This window comes from Tenacibaculum sp. Mcav3-52 (assembly GCF_022347665.1).
Taxonomy (GTDB): domain Bacteria; phylum Bacteroidota; class Bacteroidia; order Flavobacteriales; family Flavobacteriaceae; genus Polaribacter; species Polaribacter mesophilus.
In genome coordinates this window covers 134,778-157,077 of sequence record NZ_JAKRGE010000006.1, presented here as the reverse complement: position 1 = coordinate 157,077, position 22,300 = coordinate 134,778, and the positions used below count along the sequence as shown (strand labels likewise).

At 31.7% G+C, this 22,300-nt stretch carries 24 protein-coding genes; 9 read left to right on the top strand and 15 right to left on the bottom strand.

The features are described from left to right. Positions 1–39: 39 nt before the first annotated feature. Genes MHM83_RS14600 through MHM83_RS14590 form a run of 3 tightly spaced genes read left to right on the top strand, consistent with a single transcriptional unit; the run spans position 40 to position 1,979 of the window. Positions 40–993, top strand: coding sequence for an AAA family ATPase (locus MHM83_RS14600; protein ID WP_073183653.1), 954 nt, complete (start codon positions 40–42; stop codon positions 991–993). Between the two features lies 1 nt (position 994). Continuing rightward, the gene (locus MHM83_RS14595) at positions 995–1,441 is read left to right on the top strand and encodes a YybH family protein (RefSeq protein WP_159611674.1); all 447 of its coding nucleotides are present in this window, start codon (positions 995–997) and stop codon (positions 1,439–1,441) included. A 10-nt stretch (positions 1,442–1,451) separates the two neighbouring features. Further along, positions 1,452–1,979, top strand: a complete 528-nt coding sequence (locus tag MHM83_RS14590; RefSeq protein ID WP_159611672.1) for a TPM domain-containing protein — start codon at positions 1,452–1,454, stop codon at positions 1,977–1,979. Between the two features lie 143 nt (positions 1,980–2,122). On the opposite strand, the gene MHM83_RS14585 is transcribed toward MHM83_RS14590, so the two are convergent. Continuing rightward, positions 2,123–2,467, bottom strand: coding sequence for a winged helix-turn-helix transcriptional regulator (locus MHM83_RS14585; RefSeq protein ID WP_159611670.1), 345 nt, complete (start codon positions 2,465–2,467; stop codon positions 2,123–2,125). A gap of 132 nt (positions 2,468–2,599) precedes the next feature. Here MHM83_RS14585 and MHM83_RS14580 point away from each other — a divergent pair, with 132 nt between their 5' ends. Next, positions 2,600–3,466, top strand: a complete 867-nt coding sequence (locus MHM83_RS14580) for an MBL fold metallo-hydrolase (RefSeq protein ID WP_159611668.1) — start codon at positions 2,600–2,602, stop codon at positions 3,464–3,466. A gap of 51 nt (positions 3,467–3,517) precedes the next feature. Here MHM83_RS14580 and MHM83_RS14575 read toward each other — a convergent pair whose 3' ends face one another. Both MHM83_RS14575 and MHM83_RS14570 read right to left on the bottom strand, forming a co-directional pair. Further along, complete coding sequence (locus MHM83_RS14575) at positions 3,518–4,405, bottom strand: 3-hydroxybutyryl-CoA dehydrogenase (RefSeq protein WP_047789019.1); 888 nt, start codon at positions 4,403–4,405, stop codon at positions 3,518–3,520. 150 nt (positions 4,406–4,555) lie between these two features. After that, positions 4,556–5,515 carry a Gfo/Idh/MocA family protein gene (locus tag MHM83_RS14570; RefSeq protein WP_239180553.1) on the bottom strand — a complete coding sequence of 320 codons (960 nt, stop codon included), beginning with the start codon at positions 5,513–5,515 and terminating at the stop codon, positions 4,556–4,558. Between the two features lie 131 nt (positions 5,516–5,646). On the opposite strand from MHM83_RS14570, the gene MHM83_RS14565 reads away from it, so the two are divergent. Further along, entirely contained in the window at positions 5,647–6,288 is a 642-nt protein-coding gene (locus tag MHM83_RS14565; protein WP_073183647.1) for a protein-L-isoaspartate(D-aspartate) O-methyltransferase, read from the top strand. A 274-nt stretch (positions 6,289–6,562) separates the two neighbouring features. Here MHM83_RS14565 and MHM83_RS14560 read toward each other — a convergent pair whose 3' ends face one another. The 11 genes from MHM83_RS14560 to MHM83_RS14510 all read right to left on the bottom strand — a co-directional run bounded on the left by MHM83_RS14560 (position 6,563) and on the right by MHM83_RS14510 (position 14,856). Further along, complete coding sequence (locus MHM83_RS14560) at positions 6,563–6,733, bottom strand: hypothetical protein (RefSeq protein WP_164506702.1); 171 nt, start codon at positions 6,731–6,733, stop codon at positions 6,563–6,565. Between the two features lie 21 nt (positions 6,734–6,754). Beyond that, on the bottom strand, positions 6,755–7,615 hold the full coding sequence (locus MHM83_RS14555; protein ID WP_047789016.1) for a substrate-binding domain-containing protein: 861 nt from the start codon (positions 7,613–7,615) through the stop codon (positions 6,755–6,757). Continuing rightward, positions 7,616–8,485, bottom strand: a complete 870-nt coding sequence (locus MHM83_RS14550; protein WP_239180551.1) for a nucleoside phosphorylase — start codon at positions 8,483–8,485, stop codon at positions 7,616–7,618. It lies immediately after the preceding gene. Beyond that, positions 8,486–9,430, bottom strand: a complete 945-nt coding sequence (locus MHM83_RS14545) for a DUF1835 domain-containing protein (protein ID WP_159491368.1) — start codon at positions 9,428–9,430, stop codon at positions 8,486–8,488. 147 nt (positions 9,431–9,577) lie between these two features. Beyond that, the gene (locus MHM83_RS14540) at positions 9,578–9,901 is read right to left on the bottom strand and encodes a translation initiation factor (RefSeq protein WP_073183642.1); all 324 of its coding nucleotides are present in this window, start codon (positions 9,899–9,901) and stop codon (positions 9,578–9,580) included. Between the two features lie 5 nt (positions 9,902–9,906). Then, a complete protein-coding gene (locus MHM83_RS14535) occupies positions 9,907–10,854 on the bottom strand; it encodes an isopenicillin N synthase family dioxygenase (RefSeq protein ID WP_073183641.1) in 948 nt (315 codons plus the stop codon). 60 nt (positions 10,855–10,914) lie between these two features. After that, positions 10,915–11,640, bottom strand: coding sequence for a DUF6048 family protein (locus tag MHM83_RS14530; RefSeq protein WP_047789011.1), 726 nt, complete (start codon positions 11,638–11,640; stop codon positions 10,915–10,917). After that, complete coding sequence (locus MHM83_RS14525; RefSeq protein WP_047789010.1) at positions 11,621–12,097, bottom strand: DUF6452 family protein; 477 nt, start codon at positions 12,095–12,097, stop codon at positions 11,621–11,623. Before MHM83_RS14525 ends, MHM83_RS14530 begins: the two co-directional genes overlap by 20 nt. A 7-nt stretch (positions 12,098–12,104) precedes the next feature. Continuing rightward, entirely contained in the window at positions 12,105–13,556 is a 1,452-nt protein-coding gene (gene rlmD / locus MHM83_RS14520; RefSeq protein WP_239180549.1) for a 23S rRNA (uracil(1939)-C(5))-methyltransferase RlmD, read from the bottom strand. A gap of 114 nt (positions 13,557–13,670) precedes the next feature. Beyond that, entirely contained in the window at positions 13,671–14,366 is a 696-nt protein-coding gene (locus MHM83_RS14515) for an OmpA family protein (RefSeq protein WP_047789008.1), read from the bottom strand. Between the two features lie 13 nt (positions 14,367–14,379). After that, positions 14,380–14,856, bottom strand: a complete 477-nt coding sequence (locus MHM83_RS14510) for a lipocalin family protein (protein WP_047789007.1) — start codon at positions 14,854–14,856, stop codon at positions 14,380–14,382. A 249-nt stretch (positions 14,857–15,105) separates the two neighbouring features. On the opposite strand from MHM83_RS14510, the gene rocD reads away from it, so the two are divergent. Continuing rightward, positions 15,106–16,350: an ornithine--oxo-acid transaminase gene (gene rocD, locus MHM83_RS14505; RefSeq protein WP_239180547.1), complete on the top strand. Its 1,245-nt coding sequence runs from the start codon at positions 15,106–15,108 to the stop codon at positions 16,348–16,350. A 232-nt stretch (positions 16,351–16,582) separates the two neighbouring features. Here the strand turns inward: rocD and MHM83_RS14500 are convergent, their stop codons facing one another. Further along, the gene (locus tag MHM83_RS14500) at positions 16,583–19,558 is read right to left on the bottom strand and encodes a DEAD/DEAH box helicase (RefSeq protein WP_239180545.1); all 2,976 of its coding nucleotides are present in this window, start codon (positions 19,556–19,558) and stop codon (positions 16,583–16,585) included. A 252-nt stretch (positions 19,559–19,810) separates the two neighbouring features. On the opposite strand from MHM83_RS14500, the gene MHM83_RS14495 reads away from it, so the two are divergent. The 3 genes from MHM83_RS14495 to MHM83_RS14485 all read left to right on the top strand — a co-directional run bounded on the left by MHM83_RS14495 (position 19,811) and on the right by MHM83_RS14485 (position 22,292). Beyond that, complete coding sequence (locus MHM83_RS14495; RefSeq protein ID WP_239180543.1) at positions 19,811–20,158, top strand: hypothetical protein; 348 nt, start codon at positions 19,811–19,813, stop codon at positions 20,156–20,158. A gap of 734 nt (positions 20,159–20,892) precedes the next feature. Continuing rightward, complete coding sequence (locus MHM83_RS14490) at positions 20,893–21,375, top strand: hypothetical protein (RefSeq protein WP_239180541.1); 483 nt, start codon at positions 20,893–20,895, stop codon at positions 21,373–21,375. Positions 21,376–21,377: 2 nt separating this feature from the next. After that, on the top strand, positions 21,378–22,292 hold the full coding sequence (locus MHM83_RS14485) for a hypothetical protein (RefSeq protein ID WP_239180539.1): 915 nt from the start codon (positions 21,378–21,380) through the stop codon (positions 22,290–22,292). Positions 22,293–22,300 lie beyond the last annotated feature (8 nt).

Here is a 22,300-nt window from a genome sequence, read left to right as displayed (position 1 = left end):
TTGTAATTAAATTTATTGAACAAAGAAAAATTTTGATTTATGTCTGACGTAACAGCAGTAAACACACTTGTAGAAAAATATAGTCAACTACAACAAGAAATAGGTAAGGTTATAATAGGTCAGCAAGAAGCTGTAAACTATACATTACTTTCAATTTTTTGTGGAGGGCATTCGTTGTTAATTGGAGTACCAGGATTGGCAAAAACCTTATTAGTAAATACAATTTCTAGCGCATTAGGGTTGAATTTTAATAGAATTCAGTTTACTCCAGATTTAATGCCTTCTGATATTTTAGGAAGTGAAATATTAGATGAAACACGTCATTTTAAATTTATAAAAGGACCAATTTTTTCAAATATCATTTTAGCAGATGAAATTAACCGTACACCACCTAAAACTCAAGCAGCTTTACTAGAGGCTATGCAAGAAAAGTCGGTAACTGTAGCAGGACATCATTATAAGTTAGAGCTACCATTTTTTGTATTAGCTACACAAAACCCTATTGAGCAAGAAGGAACGTATCCGTTACCAGAAGCTCAGTTAGACCGTTTTATGTTTTCAATTAACTTAGAGTATCCAAGCTTTGAAGAAGAGGTACAAGTGGTAAAAAATACGACATCAATAGCTGAACAAACAGTCAACGCTATTTTTTCTTCAGAAGAAATTATTGAAGTCCAAAAGTTAATACGTAAAATTCCTGTAGCAGATAATGTAGTTGAGTATGCTGTTGGTTTGGTGGGTAAAACACGTCCTAATTCAGATAAAGCTACTGAATTAATTAAAAAGTACATTGATTGGGGAGCAGGACCAAGAGCTTCACAAAACTTAATTTTGGCAGCCAAAGCACACGCAGCGGTACATGGAAAATATTCTCCAGACATTGAAGATGTTCAAGCGGTAGCAATTCCTATCTTATCACATAGAATTGTGAAGAATTATAAAGCAGAGGCAGAAGGAGTGACTATAAAATATATTATAAACTCTCTATTTTAAAATGAAAAAGTTTTTAAGTATTGTTTTTTTAGTGATATTATTTGCTTCATGTAAGCAAGAAGCAGCCAAAACCGTTTCAGAAGAAACAGAAAAACAAGAGATTTTATCGGTGATGAAGGCACAAGAAGAAGCTTGGTCAAATCGCGATTTAGAAGGTTTTATGCAAGGGTATTGGAAGAGTGATTCATTAAAGTTTTACGGACGAAATGGAGTTACTTTTGGATGGCAAAAAACCTTAGATAATTATAAAAAAGGGTATCCAACAAAAGAACACTCAGGAACATTAACTTTTAAGGTTAATGACATTTCTAAAATTACTGAAGGAGCTTATTCAGTTATGGGGGAATATCATTTAAAAAGAACAATAGGAGACGCTAACGGCGTTTTTATGATTATTTTTAAGAAGATACAAGATGAGTGGAAAATCATAGCGGATACTTCGTGTTAAATAAAGAGAGATGAAAAAGGAAAAAGTTATAGTAATACTACTTCTAATAATTGTAGTATTCTCATGTAAAAGTACAGAAAATGAAAAGGAAGTAGTCTTTTTTAATAAGTCAAAAGAAGTTGTAGAGAGTAAGTTTCCTTCTCCGATAGGTTATGTGAATGATTATGAAGATATGTTCACAAATGATGAAGAGCAAAAATTGGAAAAACTAATTGATGATTATGAAAAAGAATCAACAAATGTTATAGCAGTTGTTACTGTAAGTAGTTATCAACCGTATGATAATATTGAAGATTATTCTTTAGCGTTGGCTAATGATTGGGGAGTAGGGAGAAAAGACAAGAATAATGGCTTAACAATTGTTATCAATAAATTAAAAAGAGAAATACGAATATCTACAGGGTTAGGAACAGAAGAAACGCTTACCGATGAAATTTGCAAAAAGGTAATAGGTAGTGTAATTGTTCCTGAGTTTAAAAACGAAAACTACTATAGAGGAATTGAAAAAGGAATCGGTAGTTTAATAAAACAATGGTAAAGTATTAGCTAAAAAAAGCTTCTGAAAGTATTTTCACTACTTTCTCAGCTTTTCTATTTTCAGAATAATCGTAAAAAGCTATTAGATAAACTTATAATTTAGGAAACTAGTCTTTAGTTTACTATGATGGGGTAATCATCTTTTCAGTTATATTTAGGAAAAGGAATTTTCTTATGCTCCATGTAATCAATTCCCCAAGCATGTAATGGGGCTAAAGCATTGACTAAATCATTGCCAAATGGAGTAAGAGAATATTCAACTCTAGGTGGAACTTCAGCATATATTTTTCTGCTAATAATTCCATCAGCTTCTAACTCTTTTAATTGGCTAGTTAACATCTTTTCTGAGATTGTTTCACATGCAGTCTTGATTTGTCCATACCTAAGTGGTTTTTCAACAAGTCTAGAAATGATGAATAACTTCCATTTTCCACATACAACTTTTGTAGCATAAGTTAAAGGGCAATAATCAGGTGAAAATTTTTTCATTTTTTTTCAATTCTATCTTTTTGGTACTAAAAAAACTAACCAAAAGGTGCGTAAGGTACAAAAATGTAACGTATTGTTTCCTGTAAAAAAGTGCTTTAGTTTCGTAGTTAAATAAGAAAAACATATAAAAAAATGAAGAAATTAAATCAACTGCTAATAGTAGTCTTAACTGTAATTAGCGCATGTAAAACAACGAATAATGCTATAAAAGAGACAGTAACAAAATTGCAATATATACGACAAGCTACTGTACTTTTAGAAGTGAATTCAAAAAAAATATTAATAGACCCTGTTTTGTCAGATAAGGGAACACAAGACCCAATTCCTTTTTCTAATGACAAACGTATTCCGATGAATGATTTACCGATACCTAAAAATAAAATTATAGAACAAGCCGATGCTGTTTTGATAACGCATTACCATCCAGATCATTTTGATGCTGATGCTGAAAAATTACTTCCTAAAAACATACTTATTTTTTGCCAACCTTTTGATGTAGAAAAATTAAAATCAAAAGGATTTACAAACTTACAAAGCATAGAGCAGGTTGTAAATTGGTCTGGAGTATCGATAAAACGCTACGAAGCACATCATCATGAAGGAGCAACAGGAGCAATGCCTTTTGGCGAATCATCTTCTTTTTCTTTAACATTTAAAGAAGATACAATATTTATTACAGGAGACGCCGTTTTAGATAGTCTTTTAAAGAATGCTTTGAAAATTGAAAAACCTACTCATATTATTGCAAATACAGGGGAGTGTACTTTTAGCAAGCCAAACCCTGTTTTAGAATCAGGTAAACATATGACGTTAAGTAAAGAAGAATTACTAAGGACAGCTGTTGAGAATACGAAGGCTATTTTAATAGCAATTCATATGGACGCAATAAACCATTGTGGACTAACGAAAGAGGAGCTTCGCTTATTTTTAAAAGAGCAAGAAAAATCTATTCAAGATAAAATAGTAATCCCTAATGAAGGTGAAGTATTACAGTTATAAAACAAAAAGAAGCCCAAAAGGCTTCTTTTTGTTTTATATTTTTCTTAGTTTTTAAGAAAACATCTTAGCAACTTTCTCAGCTTTTCTACTTTCAGAATAATCGTAAAAACCTTCACCAGATTTAACACCTAATTTACCTGCTGCAACCATGTTTACTAATAACGGACATGGAGCATATTTAGGGTTTTTAAATCCGTCATACATTACGTTTAAGATAGATAAACAAACATCTAACCCAATAAAATCGGCTAATTGTAATGGTCCCATTGGATGTGCCATTCCTAATTTCATTACGGTATCAATTTCAGCAACACCAGCAACACCGTTGTATAACGTTTCAATACTTTCGTTAATCATTGGCATTAAAATACGATTGGCAACAAAACCTGGGTAATCATTTACTTCAACAGGAACTTTATTTATTTTCTTAGTTAAATCAACTGTAAAGTCCATTACTTCATCAGAAGTGTTGTATCCTCTAATAATTTCAACCAATTTCATAATTGGCACAGGATTCATAAAGTGCATTCCAATTACTTTTTCAGGTCTATTGGTAGCTGCTGCAATTTGAGTAATTGAGATTGATGAAGTGTTGGTAGCTAAAATAGTATCCTCAGCACAAGCTTCATCTAAATCTTTAAAAATCTTAAGTTTTAAGTCAATATTTTCAGTAGCAGCCTCAACAACTAAACTAGTATTCTGTACACCTTCTTTAATAGAAGTGTAGGTCGTAATATTGTTTAAGGTATTATTTTTATCGTCTTCAGTAATTTTTTCTTTCGCTACCATTCTATCTAAGTTTTTAGTAATGGTTGCTAAACCTCTATCTAAGGCAGCTTGCGAAATGTCGATAAGTTGAACATTGTATCCAAATTGAGCAAACGTATGCGCAATTCCATTTCCCATTGTTCCTGCTCCAATTACGGCGATATTTTTCATGTTGTTGTGTTTTGGTATTTATATGGGCGTTCCCCTATGGGGCGGGCTTTCCGCTACAATCTTTTTTGTTATAATCTTTGCTTTGCGCAGCATAACAAAAAAGGATTTTCACTGCAATCCCTAACGCGGTTGTTACTTATTTACTTTATTCTAAAAACAGTCTATAATCTGATGTGCTACACGTAAAGCCTCAGTACCTTGACGTAACGAAACAATAGGCGTAGTATTATTGTGAATAGCATCTGCAAACGATTCTAATTCATCTAAAATAGCGTTGTTAGCTACTACTTCAGGATTATCGTAATAAATTTGCTTTTTAACACCTTCAGCATTCTGCAAAATCATAGCAAACTCATCAGGTTTTTCTGGTACGTCTTTCATTCTAACAACTTCAGACTTTTTTTCTAAGAAGTTTACTGAAATGTATGCATCTCTTTGGAAAAAACGGCTCTTACGCATGTTTTTCATCGAAATCCTACTTGCAGTTAGGTTTGCAACACAACCATTTTCAAATTCAATGCGCGCATTAGCAATATCAGGAGTTTCTGAAATTACTGATACACCACTGGCATGAACGCTTTTTACTTTTGAGTTTACTACCGATAAAATAATATCAATATCATGAATCATTAAATCTAAAACTACAGGCACATCTGTTCCTCTAGGGTTAAATTCAGCTAAGCGATGTGTTTCAATAAACATTGGTGTGTCAATCAAATCTTTTACAGCCATAAAAGCAGGGTTAAAACGCTCTACATGTCCAACTTGACCACGAACATGATGCTGGCTAGCTAAAGTTCTTATAGCTTCAGCTTCTAACACTGTATTCGTAATAGGCTTTTCAATAAAAATATGTTTTCCTTTTTCAATGGCTTGTTTGGCACAATCGAAGTGAGAAAGTGTAGGAGTAACAATGTCAACTACTTCAACAGCATCAATTAATGCTTCTACTGAATCGAATAATTTATAGCCAAATTCATCAGCTACTTTTTGTGCATTTTCTGTAAAAGGGTCATAAAACCCTACTAATTCATATTTTTCTGATTGTTGTAACAAACGCAAATGGATTTTTCCTAAGTGACCTGCGCCTAAAACTCCAGCTTTTAACATAAGTGAAAGATTATTAGTTATTTGATTGGTTTGTTGAAAAAGAAATGATTTCTACAAAAAATCAACGCAAACAAAGATACACTTTTATACAGATTTATTACTACTTTTATCCTCCTGAAATTTTATAATTAGTGAGAGATACAACCAAACACCAAGGACTTAGAAATCAATTAGCAAACGTTTTAGAAGCAAAAGGAATTAATGACGAGAGAGTATTAAAAGCTATCAGAAAAATTCCAAGACATTTGTTTATGGATAGTAGTTTTGAAGCGCATGCATATCAAGACAAAGCTTTTCCTATTGCTGCTGAACAAACAATTTCTCAGCCTTATACAGTAGCGTTTCAATCACAAGTATTAGAAGTAAAGCCAGAAGAAAAAGTATTAGAAATAGGAACTGGATCTGGATACCAAACGGCAGTATTATTAGAATTGAATGCTGTGGTGTATTCAATAGAAAGACAACATGAGTTATTTAAAAAAACTTCAATGTTTTTGCCAAGACTTGGATATAAGCCAAAAAGGTTTATTTTTGGTGATGGTTACAAAGGATTACCAGAAGAAGCCCCTTTTGACAAAATTATTGTTACAGCTGGAGCTCCGTATGTACCTAAAGCATTACTGGGGCAAATTAAAGTAGGAGGTAGGTTGTTGATTCCTGTGGGGGATCAAGAGCAAGTAATGACACTTTTTATAAGGAAATCACCAAAAGAATTTGAAAAGCATGAGTTAGGTGATTTTAGGTTTGTGCCAATGTTAAAAAAGAAAAATTAATCATTAAAACTAAATTATATTATGAAAAAAGAGAATGAAACAAAATATTACGTTATTACATGTGTAGGAGTTATGTTGTTATTAGTAATGGTGTTTGCCTTTGAAAAGGGTGCTCTGTTAGGAGAAATTATAGCAAAGTAAAAAACTAACACATATAAGATAAGCTCAAATCCTTTTCTATTTTAGAAAAGGATTTTTTGTTATGAGAAAAATCAAAATAAAAAAATCCGCCTAAAAAAGCGGATTTATTGAATTTGAATAAAGAAACATCAACTTATTCAGCGATTGCTATTTCAGTTGCATCTGCAACTACTATCTCTTGTTGTTGATGTTGTTTTTGTTTGTTTTGATTAGTTTTTGCTAATCCACAAGGACTAGTACTTCCGCAAGAAGAAAAACCTAATAAACTAACAGTACAAATTGCAATAAATACTACTTTTTTCATCATTATTCCGTTTTATAAAAATCAAATATACATATTTCTGATTAAGTCACCAGAATTTTCCTTCTTTTCAATAACGTTGAACTCCACCATTTTATTTTGTATGTCCGTAATTAAATTTTCGGAAATAGCTTCGCCGTCATTCCATTCAGTAATAGATAACCATTCCTGAATATCATCTATTTGTTGTTCATACCTATTGGAAAGAACTTTATCAATATTATCGAAGTCTTTAAAGTCTTTAGTACAAGCGTTAATGATATCGTGTACTTTTTTTACTTCTTCAAAATTATTTTCTAAGATTTCATCACGAACAGCAATTACAAAACAAGGCCATGGGGTAGGGCAGTTACCAACTCGCCTAAAAGTACCGTTATCAACCAATGGTTTTGTGGTAAAGTGCTCCCACATAAAATAATCGGCTTCTCCATTAGTTAAAGCGTCTATTCCTCCTTGTAAATCTCCAACTACTTTAAATTGTAGTTTATTAACATCCCAACCATTGTTATGGGCATTTACAATTGCCATAAGTTGAGAACCTGAACCAAATCGGCTAATAGCTACTGTAGCATTCTCTAAGTCATTAATGGTTTTGAATTTTGAGTTCGCAGCAACATGAATTCCCCAAACAAGTGGACTTTTTACAAAAGTTTGTGTAATTTTTGAAGGATTTCCATTAATAATATCTTTAATAATTCCTTCAGTAAGCACCAGGGCAATGTCAACTTCACCAGAGCGTAAAGCTTTCGTCATAGCTCCAGTACCTCCAGGATAATCTTTCCAGCGTAAGTTGATTCCTTCTTTGGTGTATTCTTTATTTTTTAATGTAATGTACCATGGGTAATTAAAATGTTCAGGAACACCACCTATTTTTAATTTCAGCATTTATTCAACTAATTTATCTAGGGTATATGCAATCAAATCATTTACTACTTTATACGGATCTTTACTAAATGTTCCGTTGGCTCTGTTAGCAATAATAGCATTCATTGATGCTGCATTATGACCTAGTAGTTTAGCCAACCCATAAATGGCTGATGTTTCCATTTCAAGGTTGGTAATTCGATTGTTATTATAGTTAAAACTATCAATCTTCTTATTTAAATCGGGGTCTTGCAAAGGTAAGCGTAAAACACGTCCTTGAGGACCATAAAAACCACCAGCAGTAGCTGTAATTCCTTTATATACTTTGTTAGATATTAATTTATCTTCTAAAGGTTTTCCGTTAGAAATGATTAACGGATATGATTTTTTTGCACTCCAATTGGTATGTTTTATGAAAGCTTCTTCTATATCTGGATGTGAGATTTCATCCACTTGATACGATTGTAACATTCCGTTTAAATCCAACCCGTGAGAGCTTAATAAAAAACTATCTACAGGAATATCAGCATGTAAAGAACCAGAAGTTCCAATTCTTGTAATGTTTAATTGTGTATGTTTTTCTTTAGGTTTACGTGAGTTTAAGTCGATATTAACTAGAGCGTCTAATTCATTTAAAACAATATCAATATTATCAGGACCTATTCCTGTAGAAATTACAGAAATTCTTTTTCCTTTATAGGTGCCAGTTGTGGTTTTAAATTCTCTTTTTTGTGTGCTAAATTCTATAGTATCAAAGTGTTTGGTGACTTTGTCGACACGATATTGGTCTCCAACAAAAATGATATCGGTAGCAATATGTTCAGGTCTTAAATTCAAATGGTAAATACTACCATCTGGATTTAAGATGAGCTCAGAATGTTGTATACTCATTTACGATGTTATTTTTAACAGCTTATCAGTAGAGTTTACGTAGAGATAGCTGTATTTTTTTGCGCCACCAAGATACGAAAAATCAGAACGAATTTTAGCATAATAGTTTGTTTGGTTTTGCAATACTTTCTTACCTGTTTTACTAAGTTTTACAGGATCAAAAGAGGTAAATAGCTTTTTAAGGCTTTCAAGTTTGTTAACGTATTGAATATCACCAAACCCATAGTTTTCTTGATGAGTTAAAAGACTTCTAAGCAGTTCATCTTGGTTTGCAAATGTATGCTCGTTAGCAACCTTTAAAATATTATTTTCTATATAATTTAATCCATTTTCAATTGAAGGAAAACGAAGTAAATGTGCTTTTATAGCGTTTTCTAGATATACAAAAGGTGATTTTGGATTAAATTTATGTGCATTTTCAAGAGGTAACGGACTATCTGAGCAATATAATTGCCATATATAGTCAGCATATTCTATATCATCTTGAGAAAGCTCTATTTTATTTTTAAAGTGCTCTTTTAATTGATCGTCAGATAATTCTCCTAAACCATATAACTTTTTAGAGTTATCTATTTTACCACTTGTAACTAAAGATATTTTGTGATTTTTACGGTATCTTTTTAGCCAGCTTATTACTGCTAACATATTTACTTGACAAAATAAATCGTATTCAAACCATAAAACAATCTCATCTTGTTGTTTTTGATTACATAGGTTTCGGTATTCTTTAAGGGTATAATCTATAAACTTCTTCTTAGTAATTTTATAAGTAGTTTTTAAAAAGTCAAAACGTGTTTTCCAGAAGTCTTCACTACCTACGTCTACTGATGTTTTTCCTTCACATAACATTTCACGCCACGTAATAATATCACCTTCAATATTTAGTTCTTGAAGTCTTTGAGTTGTAACGTCTCCATTGGTTATGTGTAATAAAGAATGTTTCATAATTTTAGGGAATTGGTTGATTTCTTTATTTATGTAAAATAAACGATTTATTTTATACGTTATTATTTACTGGTTGGTATTTAACACTTTACAAAAGTTGTAAATATAAAAAAAATGTCGAAGAATCAAATCTTCGACATTTTTTACTTATCCACCAACGCGTTTTACGTTGAATCCTTTATCTTTTAAAAGTTGCATTATAGTATCTCTATAATCACCTTGAATTATGATTTTATCATCTTTAAAACTACCACCAACACTTAGTTTGGTTTTGATTTCTTTTGCTAATTTTTTAAAGTCTTGGGTAGCCCCATTATAACCGTCTATTATAGTAACAGGTTTCCCTTTACGTTTTTCATACTTACAAAGAATGGGTTCATCTTGTAACCAGACGTCAGGTTTTTTTTCTTCAGGTTTTTCCTCAAACTGATGATCTGGGAATAAATTTTTTAATTGATCTTGTAAATCCATTAGATTTATTTTTTCAATCCTAATTCGCGTAAACGTTCATCTAAAAACTCACCAGCAGTAATATCTTCAAACTGCTTTGGATTGTTTTCATCAATACAGTTTTCTAAAACATCTAATTTCATATCAGAAACAGGATGCATGAAAAATGGAATTGAATAACGTGATGTTCCCCATAATTCTTTAGGAGGGTTAGTTACACGGTGAATTGTTGATTTTAACTTGTTGTTACTATGGCGTGATAACATATCACCTACATTAATCATTAACTCGTCATCTTCTGCTATAGCATCAATCCATTCACCTTTATGGTTTTGAACTTGTAATCCTTTTCCTTGAGCTCCCATTAATAAAGTGATTAAATTAATGTCACCATGAGCAGCAGCTCTTACAGCTCCTTTAGGTTCTGTTGTAATAGGAGGGTAGTGTATTGGACGTAAAATACTATTTCCGTTTTTGATGTAGTTGTCAAAATACGTTTCTTCTAAACCTAAATGTAAGGCTAATGAACGTAAAACGTATTTAGCTGTTTTTTCTAACATTTGGTAAGCTTCTTTACCCACTTTGTTAAATTCAGGTAATTCTTCAACTTCAACATTTTCTGGGTATTCTTTTGCGTATTTTGAATCTGCATCAACATACTGACCAAAGTGCCAAAACTCTTTTAAATCTCCTTCTTTCTTTCCTTTAGCACTTTCTTTACCAAAAGAAACATACCCTCTTTGACCTCCAATACCTGGAATTTCATATTTTTCTTTTACATCTGTAGGTAAATCAAAAAACTTTTTGATTTCAGCATATAAGTTATCTACTAATTCATCGTCTAAAAAGTGTCCTTTTAATGCTACAAATCCTATATTCTCGTAAGCGTCACCAATTTCATTGATGAATTTTTGTTTTCTTTCAGCATCGTCCGATAAAAAATCTGCTAAGTTTACGCTTGGAATTTTATTCATTGTTAATAAGTTTTATTATTCAGGCAGTAAAGTTAGTGAAATCAAGCGTATGCTGATAATTTATTTATTAACAAAAGGAATTAAGTACGATATTGTATAGTTGAATCCGAAGCCTGTACTGCTTTCAAAAACACGATTAAAACCTGGTGTATATAGCGTTTTAAAGCCTTTTTGATCGTCAACACTTAACATAATTTTATATGAAAAGCTAAAACCTATAAACAAGTTTTTAAAAGTTTCTGCTTTTATACCTAGCTGTAATTCAGTCCAATGAGCGGTAAGTCCGTCGTCAGACATAGGTGTTGTAACAGGGTTTGAAGGAAAATAAGGAGGTAAGTTTTCAGTACCTGAAGAAACATTAGGTTGATAGCTATTTAAGGTATGATCAAATATGGCAAAACCATAACGCATACCAACATAAATTTCGTTATTCATGTCTAACCAATTCTCGTAGGCGTTGTAGTTTGCTCCAAGTCTAATATAACTTCCTTTTGAACTAGAAGAAGAAAAATCTTCATAGGTAGTTTCATCTTCAAAACCTAATTCAGTAGCGATGTACCATTTTTTTGATACTCTATAATCACCTACTAATTCAAGTCCGCTATAACTTTTATCAATAATGGCAAGACCAGGTTTACTAATGTCTAATCCAATACGTAAGCCATATCCTGTTTTATATGTAACGGTATCTTTTTTTTCTTTGGTTTCTTCTTTAGATGTATTTATTTGTGAGTATCCGTTCACAAATACAAAAACGAAACATAGACTAATGAAATACTTGTACATGGGCGCTAGCTTGATTATCGATTAATGGAATTTCTGTAGTTGATAAACTGTTTATCCAACCTGTATCATTTAAAGTTACATTTTCATAAATAATTCTGAAACCACATGAACGAGACACAAAGTCTTCTTTAGGATTGTACTCAATGGTAAGTGTAGCCGTTTGGTTATTAGCTATATTGCCATCTACATCATTCATTTTTAGTGTATAGACTGTTTTTTGAGATAGGCTGTTTAAAGGAATAGCAATACTGTCTACTGTTCTATCGGTAAAAAGGCTATCAGTTTTTCCTTCTGCAATTACAGATAAACGTTCTACATTTTTTAAATCATTCGTATTATCCATATCGTAAAAACGAAGTACTAAATTAGGGGTTACTGGGTTTTGTGTACAGAAATCATCTTTTTCACAGGCCGTTAAACCTGCTATAAATATGAATAGAGCAATGTATTTTTTCATATAATGTTTATTTTTCAAATAGAACTACTGTTTCTATGTGTGATGTATGTGGAAATTGATCTACTAAACTAATCTTTTTTAATTGATATCCGTTTTTCATCAATTCCTCCGTATCACGAGCTTGTGTTGCTGGGTTACAAGATACATAAACCATTCTATCTGCATTTAAGTTTATGATTTTCTTAAGTGTTTTTGGTGCAATACCCGCACGAGCTGGATCTAAAATAATGGTTCTTATCTTATTTTTATATTGTGGGTGTTCGTTTAAGAACTTTCCTACATCAGCTGCATAAAATTGCAAACCTTCAATATTGTTACGTTCTGCATTTTTCTTAGCGTCTTCAATAGCAGAGGCTACAATATCTACACCAACAATTTTAGTGTTATTCGACTTTGAAGCAATAATTTGTCCAATAGTTCCTGTTCCACAGAATAAATCCATCACTACGGTATTGTCAATTGCATCTTTGTTTTCTAACGCATAATCAACTACTTTGGTATATAGTTTTTCGGCAGATTTAGGGTTGGTTTGAAAAAAGCTTTTCATGCTAATTTCAAAATTTAAACCTAATAACTCTTCAACAATTTTATCTTTTCCATATACTAATTTTACACTTCCTGAGGTAGCTATGGTTCTATCGCCAGTTTCGTCATTAATAGTATGTAATAAACCAGCCACTCTATCGCCAAATAACTCTACTAAATAGTTAGTAAATTCTTTTAAATCAAATTTAGGTAAATCGTGAGAAGTGGTTACTAAGTTGAATAACAATTCGTTGGTTTTGTATGATTTTCTTACCACAAAATACCTAAAGAAACCTTCTTTTTTAGGTCCGTGCCAAGGCGCTAGACCAGTTTTTTTACAGTACTCTCTAATGTTTTTGATGTTGTCTTCAACTTGTTTGTCAAATAAACCAGAATCTTTTTCAAGGTTATCACCCATCCACCAAACACCGCGACGTTTAAAACCTAAGGTAAATTCATCTACATCGGTTTTGTTTTCACGATCGTAACCAATGGCAGAAAAACCATATTCCATTTTATTTCTATAGTGGAATACATTAGGGGAAGCGATAAATTCATCAAATAAATCTTCAATATTTTCAACTTTACCAATACGCTTAAATAAAGATAACGTACTTTCTTGCTTGTATTTGTGTTGTAAATCTATAGGTAATTGAATATAAGGTGCTCCAGGAATATCTTGATAAGGAATAGCTACTTCGTCCTCAGAATGTTTTAAAACATCAATTAATTTACACTCTGCATACTTTTTCTTTGATTTGTCTACACGTGCTTTTACTAACTGTCCTGGTAAAGTGTTAGGAACAAAAACAACAAAAACACCTTCTTCTGAACGTATTCTTCCAATTCCTTTTCCGCCGAAGGCATAATCTTCAATTAAAATTTCAATGACTTGTCCTCTTTTTACAAACTTATTTCGTTCTCTTCTTGGCATTCTATACTATGATTTATAGTGTGCAAAATTAGGAAAAGATATGGTTTGAAGATAAAAAAAAGACCACTCATTGTAGAGCAGTCTTTTTAGGTATAGTTTGTAAAAGTTATTTTTTTATTGACGGGCTTCTTGTTTTGCTTCTTTTATCATTTGTTCATTTGCAACAATCGCAAACTCTACACGTCTGTTTTTACTTCTTCCTTCAGCAGTATCGTTTGTTGCTATAGGATCTTTAACACCTAGTCCTTTAGTTTCAAAACGACTGTTTTTTAATCCCTTACTAGCTAGGTAACTTTTTACAGAGTTAGCTCTTTTTTCTGAAAGCGTTTGGTTGTATTCAACCCTACCTGTACTATCTGTATAACCATAAATTACAATATTAGTATCTCCATAATCTTTAAAAACAGGGACTAATTTATCTAAGTTAGCTTTAGCAGTAGTTGTTAAAGTAGCTTTGTTAGTAGCAAAACGAACGGCGTTTTCTCCTAAGGTAAGTTTAATACCTTCACCAACTCTTTCAACTTCAGCACCAGGTAAAGCTTCTTCAATCTCACGAGCTTGTTTATCCATTTGATTACCAATTACACCACCGGCAACACCACCTACAACGCCACCTAAAATAGCTCCAAGTTCTGAGTTGTTTTTACTTCCTACATTATTACCTATTACAGCACCTATCACAGCACCAGCGGCTGTACCAATAGCAGCTCCTTTTTGAGTGTTGTTAGCATTTTGAATAGATTTACATGAGGTAAAAACTGTACTAGCTAAAAATAAAATTGATAAACTATAAATTATTGATTTTTTCATAATGTTTTATTAATTATTGTCTTTGAAATGAATAGGTAATGTTTTTTACTTGGCCAGCAACGTTTACTTTGTCTATTAAATCGAAGCTAGTTTCAGTAACATTATTTATATTTAATATATATCCTTGGTTTACTTCTTTTGCTTTGTGGTTATTTATAATTTTTAAAACAAAATTACCATCTTTATTAACATACCAAGTAATTGGAGAACTAAAGTTTTTACAATTTGTACTTGGATTATTTAAATTCATTTGTCCTTTATTATTGTTAGAGATAAAACTCCAATCACTACCAATAAAACAGTTAGAATCTTCTAAATTAAATGAGTTTACTTTTAAATAATTTGAACCCGGAAAACTTACAGCAGTAATGGTCCAGTTACCCTTTAACATTCGTTCAGTTTTGTTGTCAAGTTTTGTGTTAGTTACAGATGTAGATTTACAGCCGATTGTAACTATAGAAAGCAGTAGTAAAAAAAAGATTTTTTTCATAAAAATGATATTTAGTTAAATTCTCTTAAAGATAAAAAAAACTAATTAACTGTTGTTTTATTGTAAATAATAAAAAGTTAAGTAGTCTATATTTTTAGACCCTATAAAATCTAAGAAAGTCACTTAAATTTAATAATTTTGTAGTTAGGGATGATTTCTTTCCCACGCTGAATTTTCGAAACTTCTTTTTCGAAAGGATAAAGGTAGATAAGGAATGGTTATTTTATAAATTTTAAAAAATTAAGAAAAATGGCTGTTTTAGACCAATTAACTTCGCAACAAGCGATTGACTTAGAAAACAAATACGGAGCACATAACTACCATCCATTACCAGTAGTATTGAGTAAAGGAGAAGGAGTATATGTATGGGATGTTGAAGGAAAAAAATATTATGATTTTTTATCGGCTTATTCCGCAGTAAACCAAGGACACTGTCACCCAAAAATTGTAGGGGCAATGGTAAACCAAGCGCAAACATTAACATTAACATCTCGTGCTTTTTATAACGATATGTTAGGAAAGTATGAAAAGTTTGCAACTGAATACTTTGGTTTTGATAAATTATTACCAATGAATACAGGTGCAGAAGCTGTTGAAACTGCTTTAAAAATCTGTAGAAAATGGGCGTATGAAGTAAAAGGAATTGAGGAGAATGAGGCGCAAATTGTTGTTTGTGAGAATAACTTCCACGGAAGAACAACTACCATTATTTCTTTTTCAAATGATCCTGTAGCACGTAAGAATTTTGGACCATTTACTGATGGGTTTATCAAAATTGAGTACGATAACTTACAAGCTTTAGAAGAAGCATTAGAAAATAACGATAACATTGCTGGTTTTATGGCTGAACCTATTCAGGGAGAAGCAGGAGTATATGTGCCTTCTGAAGGATATTTAGCAGCAGCGAAAGCGTTATGTGAAAAGCACAATGTATTATTTATTGCAGATGAAGTACAAACAGGTATTGCACGTACAGGTCAGTTATTAGCAGTAAACCACGAAAATGTACAGCCAGATATTTTAATTTTAGGTAAAGCATTAAGTGGAGGTGCATATCCAGTATCTGCAGTATTAGCAAACGATAGCATTATGAGTGTTATTAGACCTGGAAACCACGGTTCTACTTTTGGAGGAAACCCTGTTGCTGCAGCGGTAGCTATTGCAGCTTTAGAGGTAGTTAAAGAAGAAAAATTAGCTGAGAATGCTGAGCGTTTAGGTAAAATCTTTAGAGAAGAGTTAGCTGAGTTTGCTAAAGAAAACGAGTTAGTAACGTTAGTACGTGGTAAAGGGTTATTAAATGCTGTTGTAATTAACGATACTGAAGATAGCTCAACTGCTTGGGATATTTGTATGAAGTTACGAGATAATGGACTATTAGCAAAACCAACACACGGAAACATCATTCGTTTTGCACCACCATTAGTAATGAATGAAGAGCAATTAAGAGACTGTATTAATATTATTAAGAAGACTATTACTGAGTTTAAAAAATAAGCTTACAGTATTGTATATAAAAAAAAGGAACGATTTAATCGTTCCTTTTTTTGTTGTTATTTATTAGTTTTTAATTACTAAAAGATGAAACTAACATTTTTCTAAATGTTATTAAAAATGTTTAATAGCAAGTTAGGTACTTTTCTGTACACTTTTTAAGTTGATAATTTTTTTGGTGTACAAGTGTTGTACACTTTTTTAGTTATGATTTTTTTTGGTGTACAAAACATAATTAGTTAGCCATTTCATAAATGTTTAAGTGCCTTTTTAAAATTCCTGAAGGTGTGTTTTTGGTTTCATCAAAAATACGAGTGTCTCCAAAAAGAATAAAGCTTTCTTTGGCTCTAGAAACTGCTACATTTAGCATGTTAGGCTTATTGTCTTTTTCAAAAAATAAGGTTCCTTCATCATCATTAGAATATACAGAACTGAACAAGATAATGTTTCGTTCTGCACCTTGTAATGCGTGTACAGTACCTAGTTTAATATCACTTACTTTATAACCCGCATCGGTTAAGGCTTTTGATAATTCTCCTTTCTGACTTGCAAAAGGAGTAATAATTCCTAAAACAGGTTCAATAGCATCTACATCGTATGCTTCTTGAATGGTTTCTTTGTTTTGTTGTAACCAAGAAATTATGGCTTTTACTTCACTAATGTTTTGACGACTGTTGTATTTGCGCTCACTAACTCCTTCTATATGATATGCCATCATTGATGGAAATGCCTGATTTTCTTTAGCTTTTCCTTTCATAGGTTTTAAAATACCATCGTATGCCAATTCGTTACAAAAACTAATAATTTCATCATTACATCGTCTATGTTCTAATAAAACCAATCCTTGTTCTTTTTTTGTGGGTAATGGTGTTTCAAATTCGCAAGCATTTTGAGCCATTTTCATAATACTTCCGCTAGAAGCTAAAAAACCTAATTCGTCTAAATGCGCGTCATTTTGGTTTTCAATAATATCAAGACTTGTTAAGTTTCCTTGGTCAATTTTTTTAGGAATAGACCAAATAGGTTCAATTTGTTGTAAATCACCTACTACAAAGGCTTTTTGAGTTAATGAAAATACAGGGATGCTTACTTCTGGAGTAACCTGACCTGCTTCATCAATAATTAATAAATCTAAAAAGTTGTATAGCGGTAAATATTCAAAAATAGGCTTTCCGTTTTCGTTTTCTCCTTGAAATTGACTGTATAAAAAGTGACTTGGTGCTGTGTAAAAGGTAGCTACAAAGCAAGGGGTAAGCATAGCTCTTCGTTTCCATTTTGCTTTAATAGCATATTCTCCTGTTCCTTTTTCGGTGTTTTCCTCTAACATTTCTCTGGTTTCTAGTAACCAGCGAGCCTCCCAATAATGGGTTGCTAATAAGAATGCTTTATGGCGTAAATCAATATCTAACTCATCATAAAAGAAACGTTGTGTTGCATCATTAGAGTTTATCTTTTCATATTCATATGCCCACATTTGTTCTTCTGAAACAAAAGGAAATCCTTTGATGTTATTTTCGTACTTCCAATTTTTTAGGCTTAAATGTGATTGCAGTAGCAGATTTACATTGTTTGTACATTCTTTTATATATGCTGCTGCTTTTTTAGCATCCAACAGTGTTTCAGCGTTAGCCTTAAAAATGTGTTCAGCATTTCTTGATTCAAACTGAGCTTCATCAATAAAATAGTGTTTTACTTTATCAATAAAATCAGTGTCTTTTGTAGCTGTTTTTAAATCGTTTAAAACAGTTCTCCATTCTTGTAGCTTGGAGATTTTAAATGTACTTTTTTGAACAAAATCTTCTTCGTGTACAAGTATGCTGTTAATATAATTTACAGCATTTATATAGTTTCTTGAGAAATCAACACCATCAGCTAAAATATTTTGAATACCAATAATTTCTTCTTGTAGATGGTTGCAAACATCGTCAAGTGAATTTGTTTGGGTATTGAAATACTGACAGTAGTTTGTTAAAAAATAGTATTCTGCTTCAGAGATATATTTTTCATTTTCTAGATTACATAGTGTTCCTTCATGACCAAATAAATTTCCTTTTAAGTAATTGATATTGGCTAGTTTTTTCTCACTTTTAGAACTGGATGGGAGGTAGGTTGCATATCCGTTAAAATCGGGTATCCAACGATTGGCCAATTCTTCCATAGTACTTTCAGAATTGATAAAACTATCAATAATATTCGTTACTGCTTGGTTGTTGTTAGAGCATGCTAAAATTATTGGAGCTTCTTCACCGTTAATAGCAGCTTTTACAAACTCGGTAGCAACCAAGCTTTGCAATAGCGTAGTTTTTCCAGTTCCTGGAGGTCCGTTTACAGCGGTAACTGCATTTTCTTCGGCTACTAAATAGGATAATAATGTTTTTCGCTGACTAACCGAAAGTGGGAACTTATTCGACATTTGTCCTAAATGCAAATGGTTATACACTAAAAATCCGTTATCGGTTATGGCTTCTTGTCGTTCTCTAGTATATGGGTTGATGATTTTAGAGAGTACAGGTAACTCATCCGTATTTTTAAGTAGATTTTCGTACAGAAATAGAATACTTTTTGCTGTAGAAATTTTAGAACTTAAAGCGAAATAAGTAAGTTCATATTGTGTGGTATGGCGTTCTACTTGATAACGATATAGGTTGCTAAAAGTTATCGCAGAAAACACTTCGTTAATATAGTTCCAGTATTCATCCCAAGGTATAGGTTCTTCGCTATTTTCAAAATCGGGAGCATCTAGGTCTTTGGCATCTAAAACGGTATCGATAGAAGAGAAGATAAAATCGTTCTTAACATCCGCCATAGGAGTTAGATAGTTACGAACGATTAAGGGAAATCCATCTTTTGGAGCTGATAATTGTCCTGAACGATTTACAATAGCACTAATCCAAAAAGGATGAATAGTACGTTGTTTAAATTTTGTATTATCCGTTTGATATACTAAATGAAAAGGTGCTATTAATATTTTAGTTTCTTCTACTTTATGCCACTTAGGATTGTCTTTTTTAGTAATTCCTTTTAACCGATTAATTCTACGTTCTTCAACATCTAACAGTTGACTTGCTTGTTTAGCGTTGATGAGAGCGTTACTTAAGTCGGAAGATTTTTGATGAAAAAGGTTTTTTATTTTACTAATATCAATCGCTAAGTTTTCACTATCAGATAAGCTGTTTTTATAATATTGTAACCAGTTTTTTTCGTCGTTCATAGTTGTTCTCGTACCCTTGAAATGTGATTTTTTCTGTAAGAAAGGGTGCGAAAATACTATATTCAACGGGTGAAAAAATAGTTTTTGTTAGCTTTTTATTAACGAAAAAATAGGAGAGAGGATAGTGGGTTTGTTTTCAGTAAATTAAAAATTATTGTTAAGATGTTGCTTTACACTATGCATAGTTTTCCATAAATATAGTTAGTTTAACTACGAGAGTTTTGTAATAAAATTTAAAGTAGTAAAAAAAATATGTGTTTATATAATTTAATTTATTATATTCGTGACCAAATGGAAAGTAATCGTTTAAAAAATAGCATTGCATATTTATTTCTTGTCCTGTTTCTATCAATGAAAGTGGGCGGATTGCACGTGCTATCCCATACAGACGATAAAGACCATACATCACACTGTACTATATGTGACCATACGGTTGCAAGTGATTTAACTCCGTTAGTTACTCCTGATGCTCTAGATTTTTCAGTAGAAAACACTGAGCACTTTGTTCAGAGAGAAGTAATTAAAAGTTATGATTTTATTATTTCAGGTACTATTACTGCGGAGCAACTTTTTTCTAGACCACCACCTTTTTTAGTGTAAGAGTTTTTATTTTTACATTTAATCTTTTTCTTATTAACGTTTTTTTATTCAAGTATTTGAGCTGTTATAGAGTATTAGCTTAAATAATGCTTGTGATGAATAAGAGATAGGTTGTTGTGATATCTCAGTTTTAAAGAGGAGAGAAAATACTAGCTTAAAAGCTCTTACCACCACTTTGTTTTTATTTTAATAACCTATTTTCTTTATTGTTTTAAAGGAATAGCTCGTAGTATATTTAGATGCAGGATTATCTTATCTAAAATATATTATAGCAGCTTAGATGTCTTTACGTGTTTTTAAGGGTTTTAAACAGTTATAGACATTAGATAATATAAGAAGTAAGAAAAGTACCTAAATATACTAGAGTATAGGTTATTACTAAAATTTAAATTTCAAAAGAATCTTTACAGAAATCTTTCAGTTTTTCAAAAGACTAAGTCTCATTTTGAAAAGCCTAGGAATTCTATTGGATTTATGTACCATAATATTAAAGAAGTTGCAACAAAGGGGATGCTGAAAACCTTATAAAATAGAGTAGGCCAAACTTTAAAATTTTTAATTATGAAAACCAAAGAATCAATGATTTCAGAAATTTTAGCTGATAAGTCTAAGCAAGCAGCTGGAACTACACATTGTAGTAATTGTGGGCACTGTGTTAACACTTTATAGTCCCAAGTTTATAGCGGTAGGAATTTATCCTACCGCTTTTTAAAAAGTAAAAACAGTTAAATATAATGGAAGGAAAAGTTACAGAAGAACAATTAGAAAAGCTCCTAACTTTTAGTGATGAAAATGTAATATCTAGGTTTTTAGATATGTATGATGTTACAGAAACTGAAGCAGAAGATATATTAACGGAAACTTTGAAGTTTTTGTACATAAGTCAAATTCCAGGAGTCTTCATTCCAGATGATTTATTAATTATAGACGAAATGTGGCACAATCTTATACTGTTTACACCACTTTACCATAAGTTAAGTAAAGAATACTTAAACACGTCTTACTTTCATCATCTTCCTGCAACTAAAAAAGAAAAAGATGAAAGAAGAGAGGCCATGAGAATTGCGCCAGATGAAGCAAAAGAAGAGTACCTCAAGAAATTGGAATTTTTGTTGTCTACAACCTACGATTATTTAGGTGAAGAAACCATGGTAAAATGGTTTAAAGTATACCCTCAAAAATACAGCAAAGAAAATATTAAAAAATTGAAAAAATAAGAATGAGCATTTTTCCCAAAAGAACCATTCAAGGTACCACTGTTACCATTCATTGGAACTTTAATACAGCACACTTAAAAGATAAACACTTATGTCCATTGGTAAAAATAGGAGTAAAAGATCCTAAAGGTAATGTAACAATTCTTTTTGAAAATCATGTTGTTGCTTTTCCAGAAGAAAATGAAAATAAGGAAGTAGTACCACAAAAATTAAAATATTTAAACAAAAACACTCCGCTTTTAGTGTTGGCTTCATATTTAGAAGGAGCTTGTAAACGTGAAAAGCTTGTAGAAATTCTTACAAACATACAAGCTGGTCGCCATTATTATTTTACATATAACGTTCCCGATAATGCTCCTTTAGGAAAATATACTCTCGTATCTGAGGTACATAATAATGGAAATATAAAGTACTCAAAAACTCACTTAGACGATCATTTTTGGGTAGAAAAAGTTTCGCTAATTAATGTAAAAAAAGAAGAAAAAATAGCAATGGTTTGCAATCATTCAGAAGAGAAAACTCCAGTAAAAATAGTAAGGTGCTTTATCAACTCTGAAGGTTGTATGAAAACAGAAATGGAAGCTTTTGAAATGAATCCAAATGAAACAAAATCACTTTCAATTTCAACAGGAAATACTTTTTTACTTTACAATGAAGAACGAGAAATAGTGCCATTATTAGAAGAGACCCCCATACACTTAATAAAAAATCACGAAATACTATTAGTTAGTAAATCACCAGAACTTAATTATCTCATGAAAAAAGATACTGATGAAGCTTTTTCTCTTACGTCAGAAGCAAAAGAATTATGGGATAAAGCCGATGGATTACTCACTAAAAACAGCCTATCAAAAAAAGAATTAGAGATATTTAAAGAAATGGAAGCTGAAGGGCTGATAAAGCAAGTAAGGTTATAATGACTAAA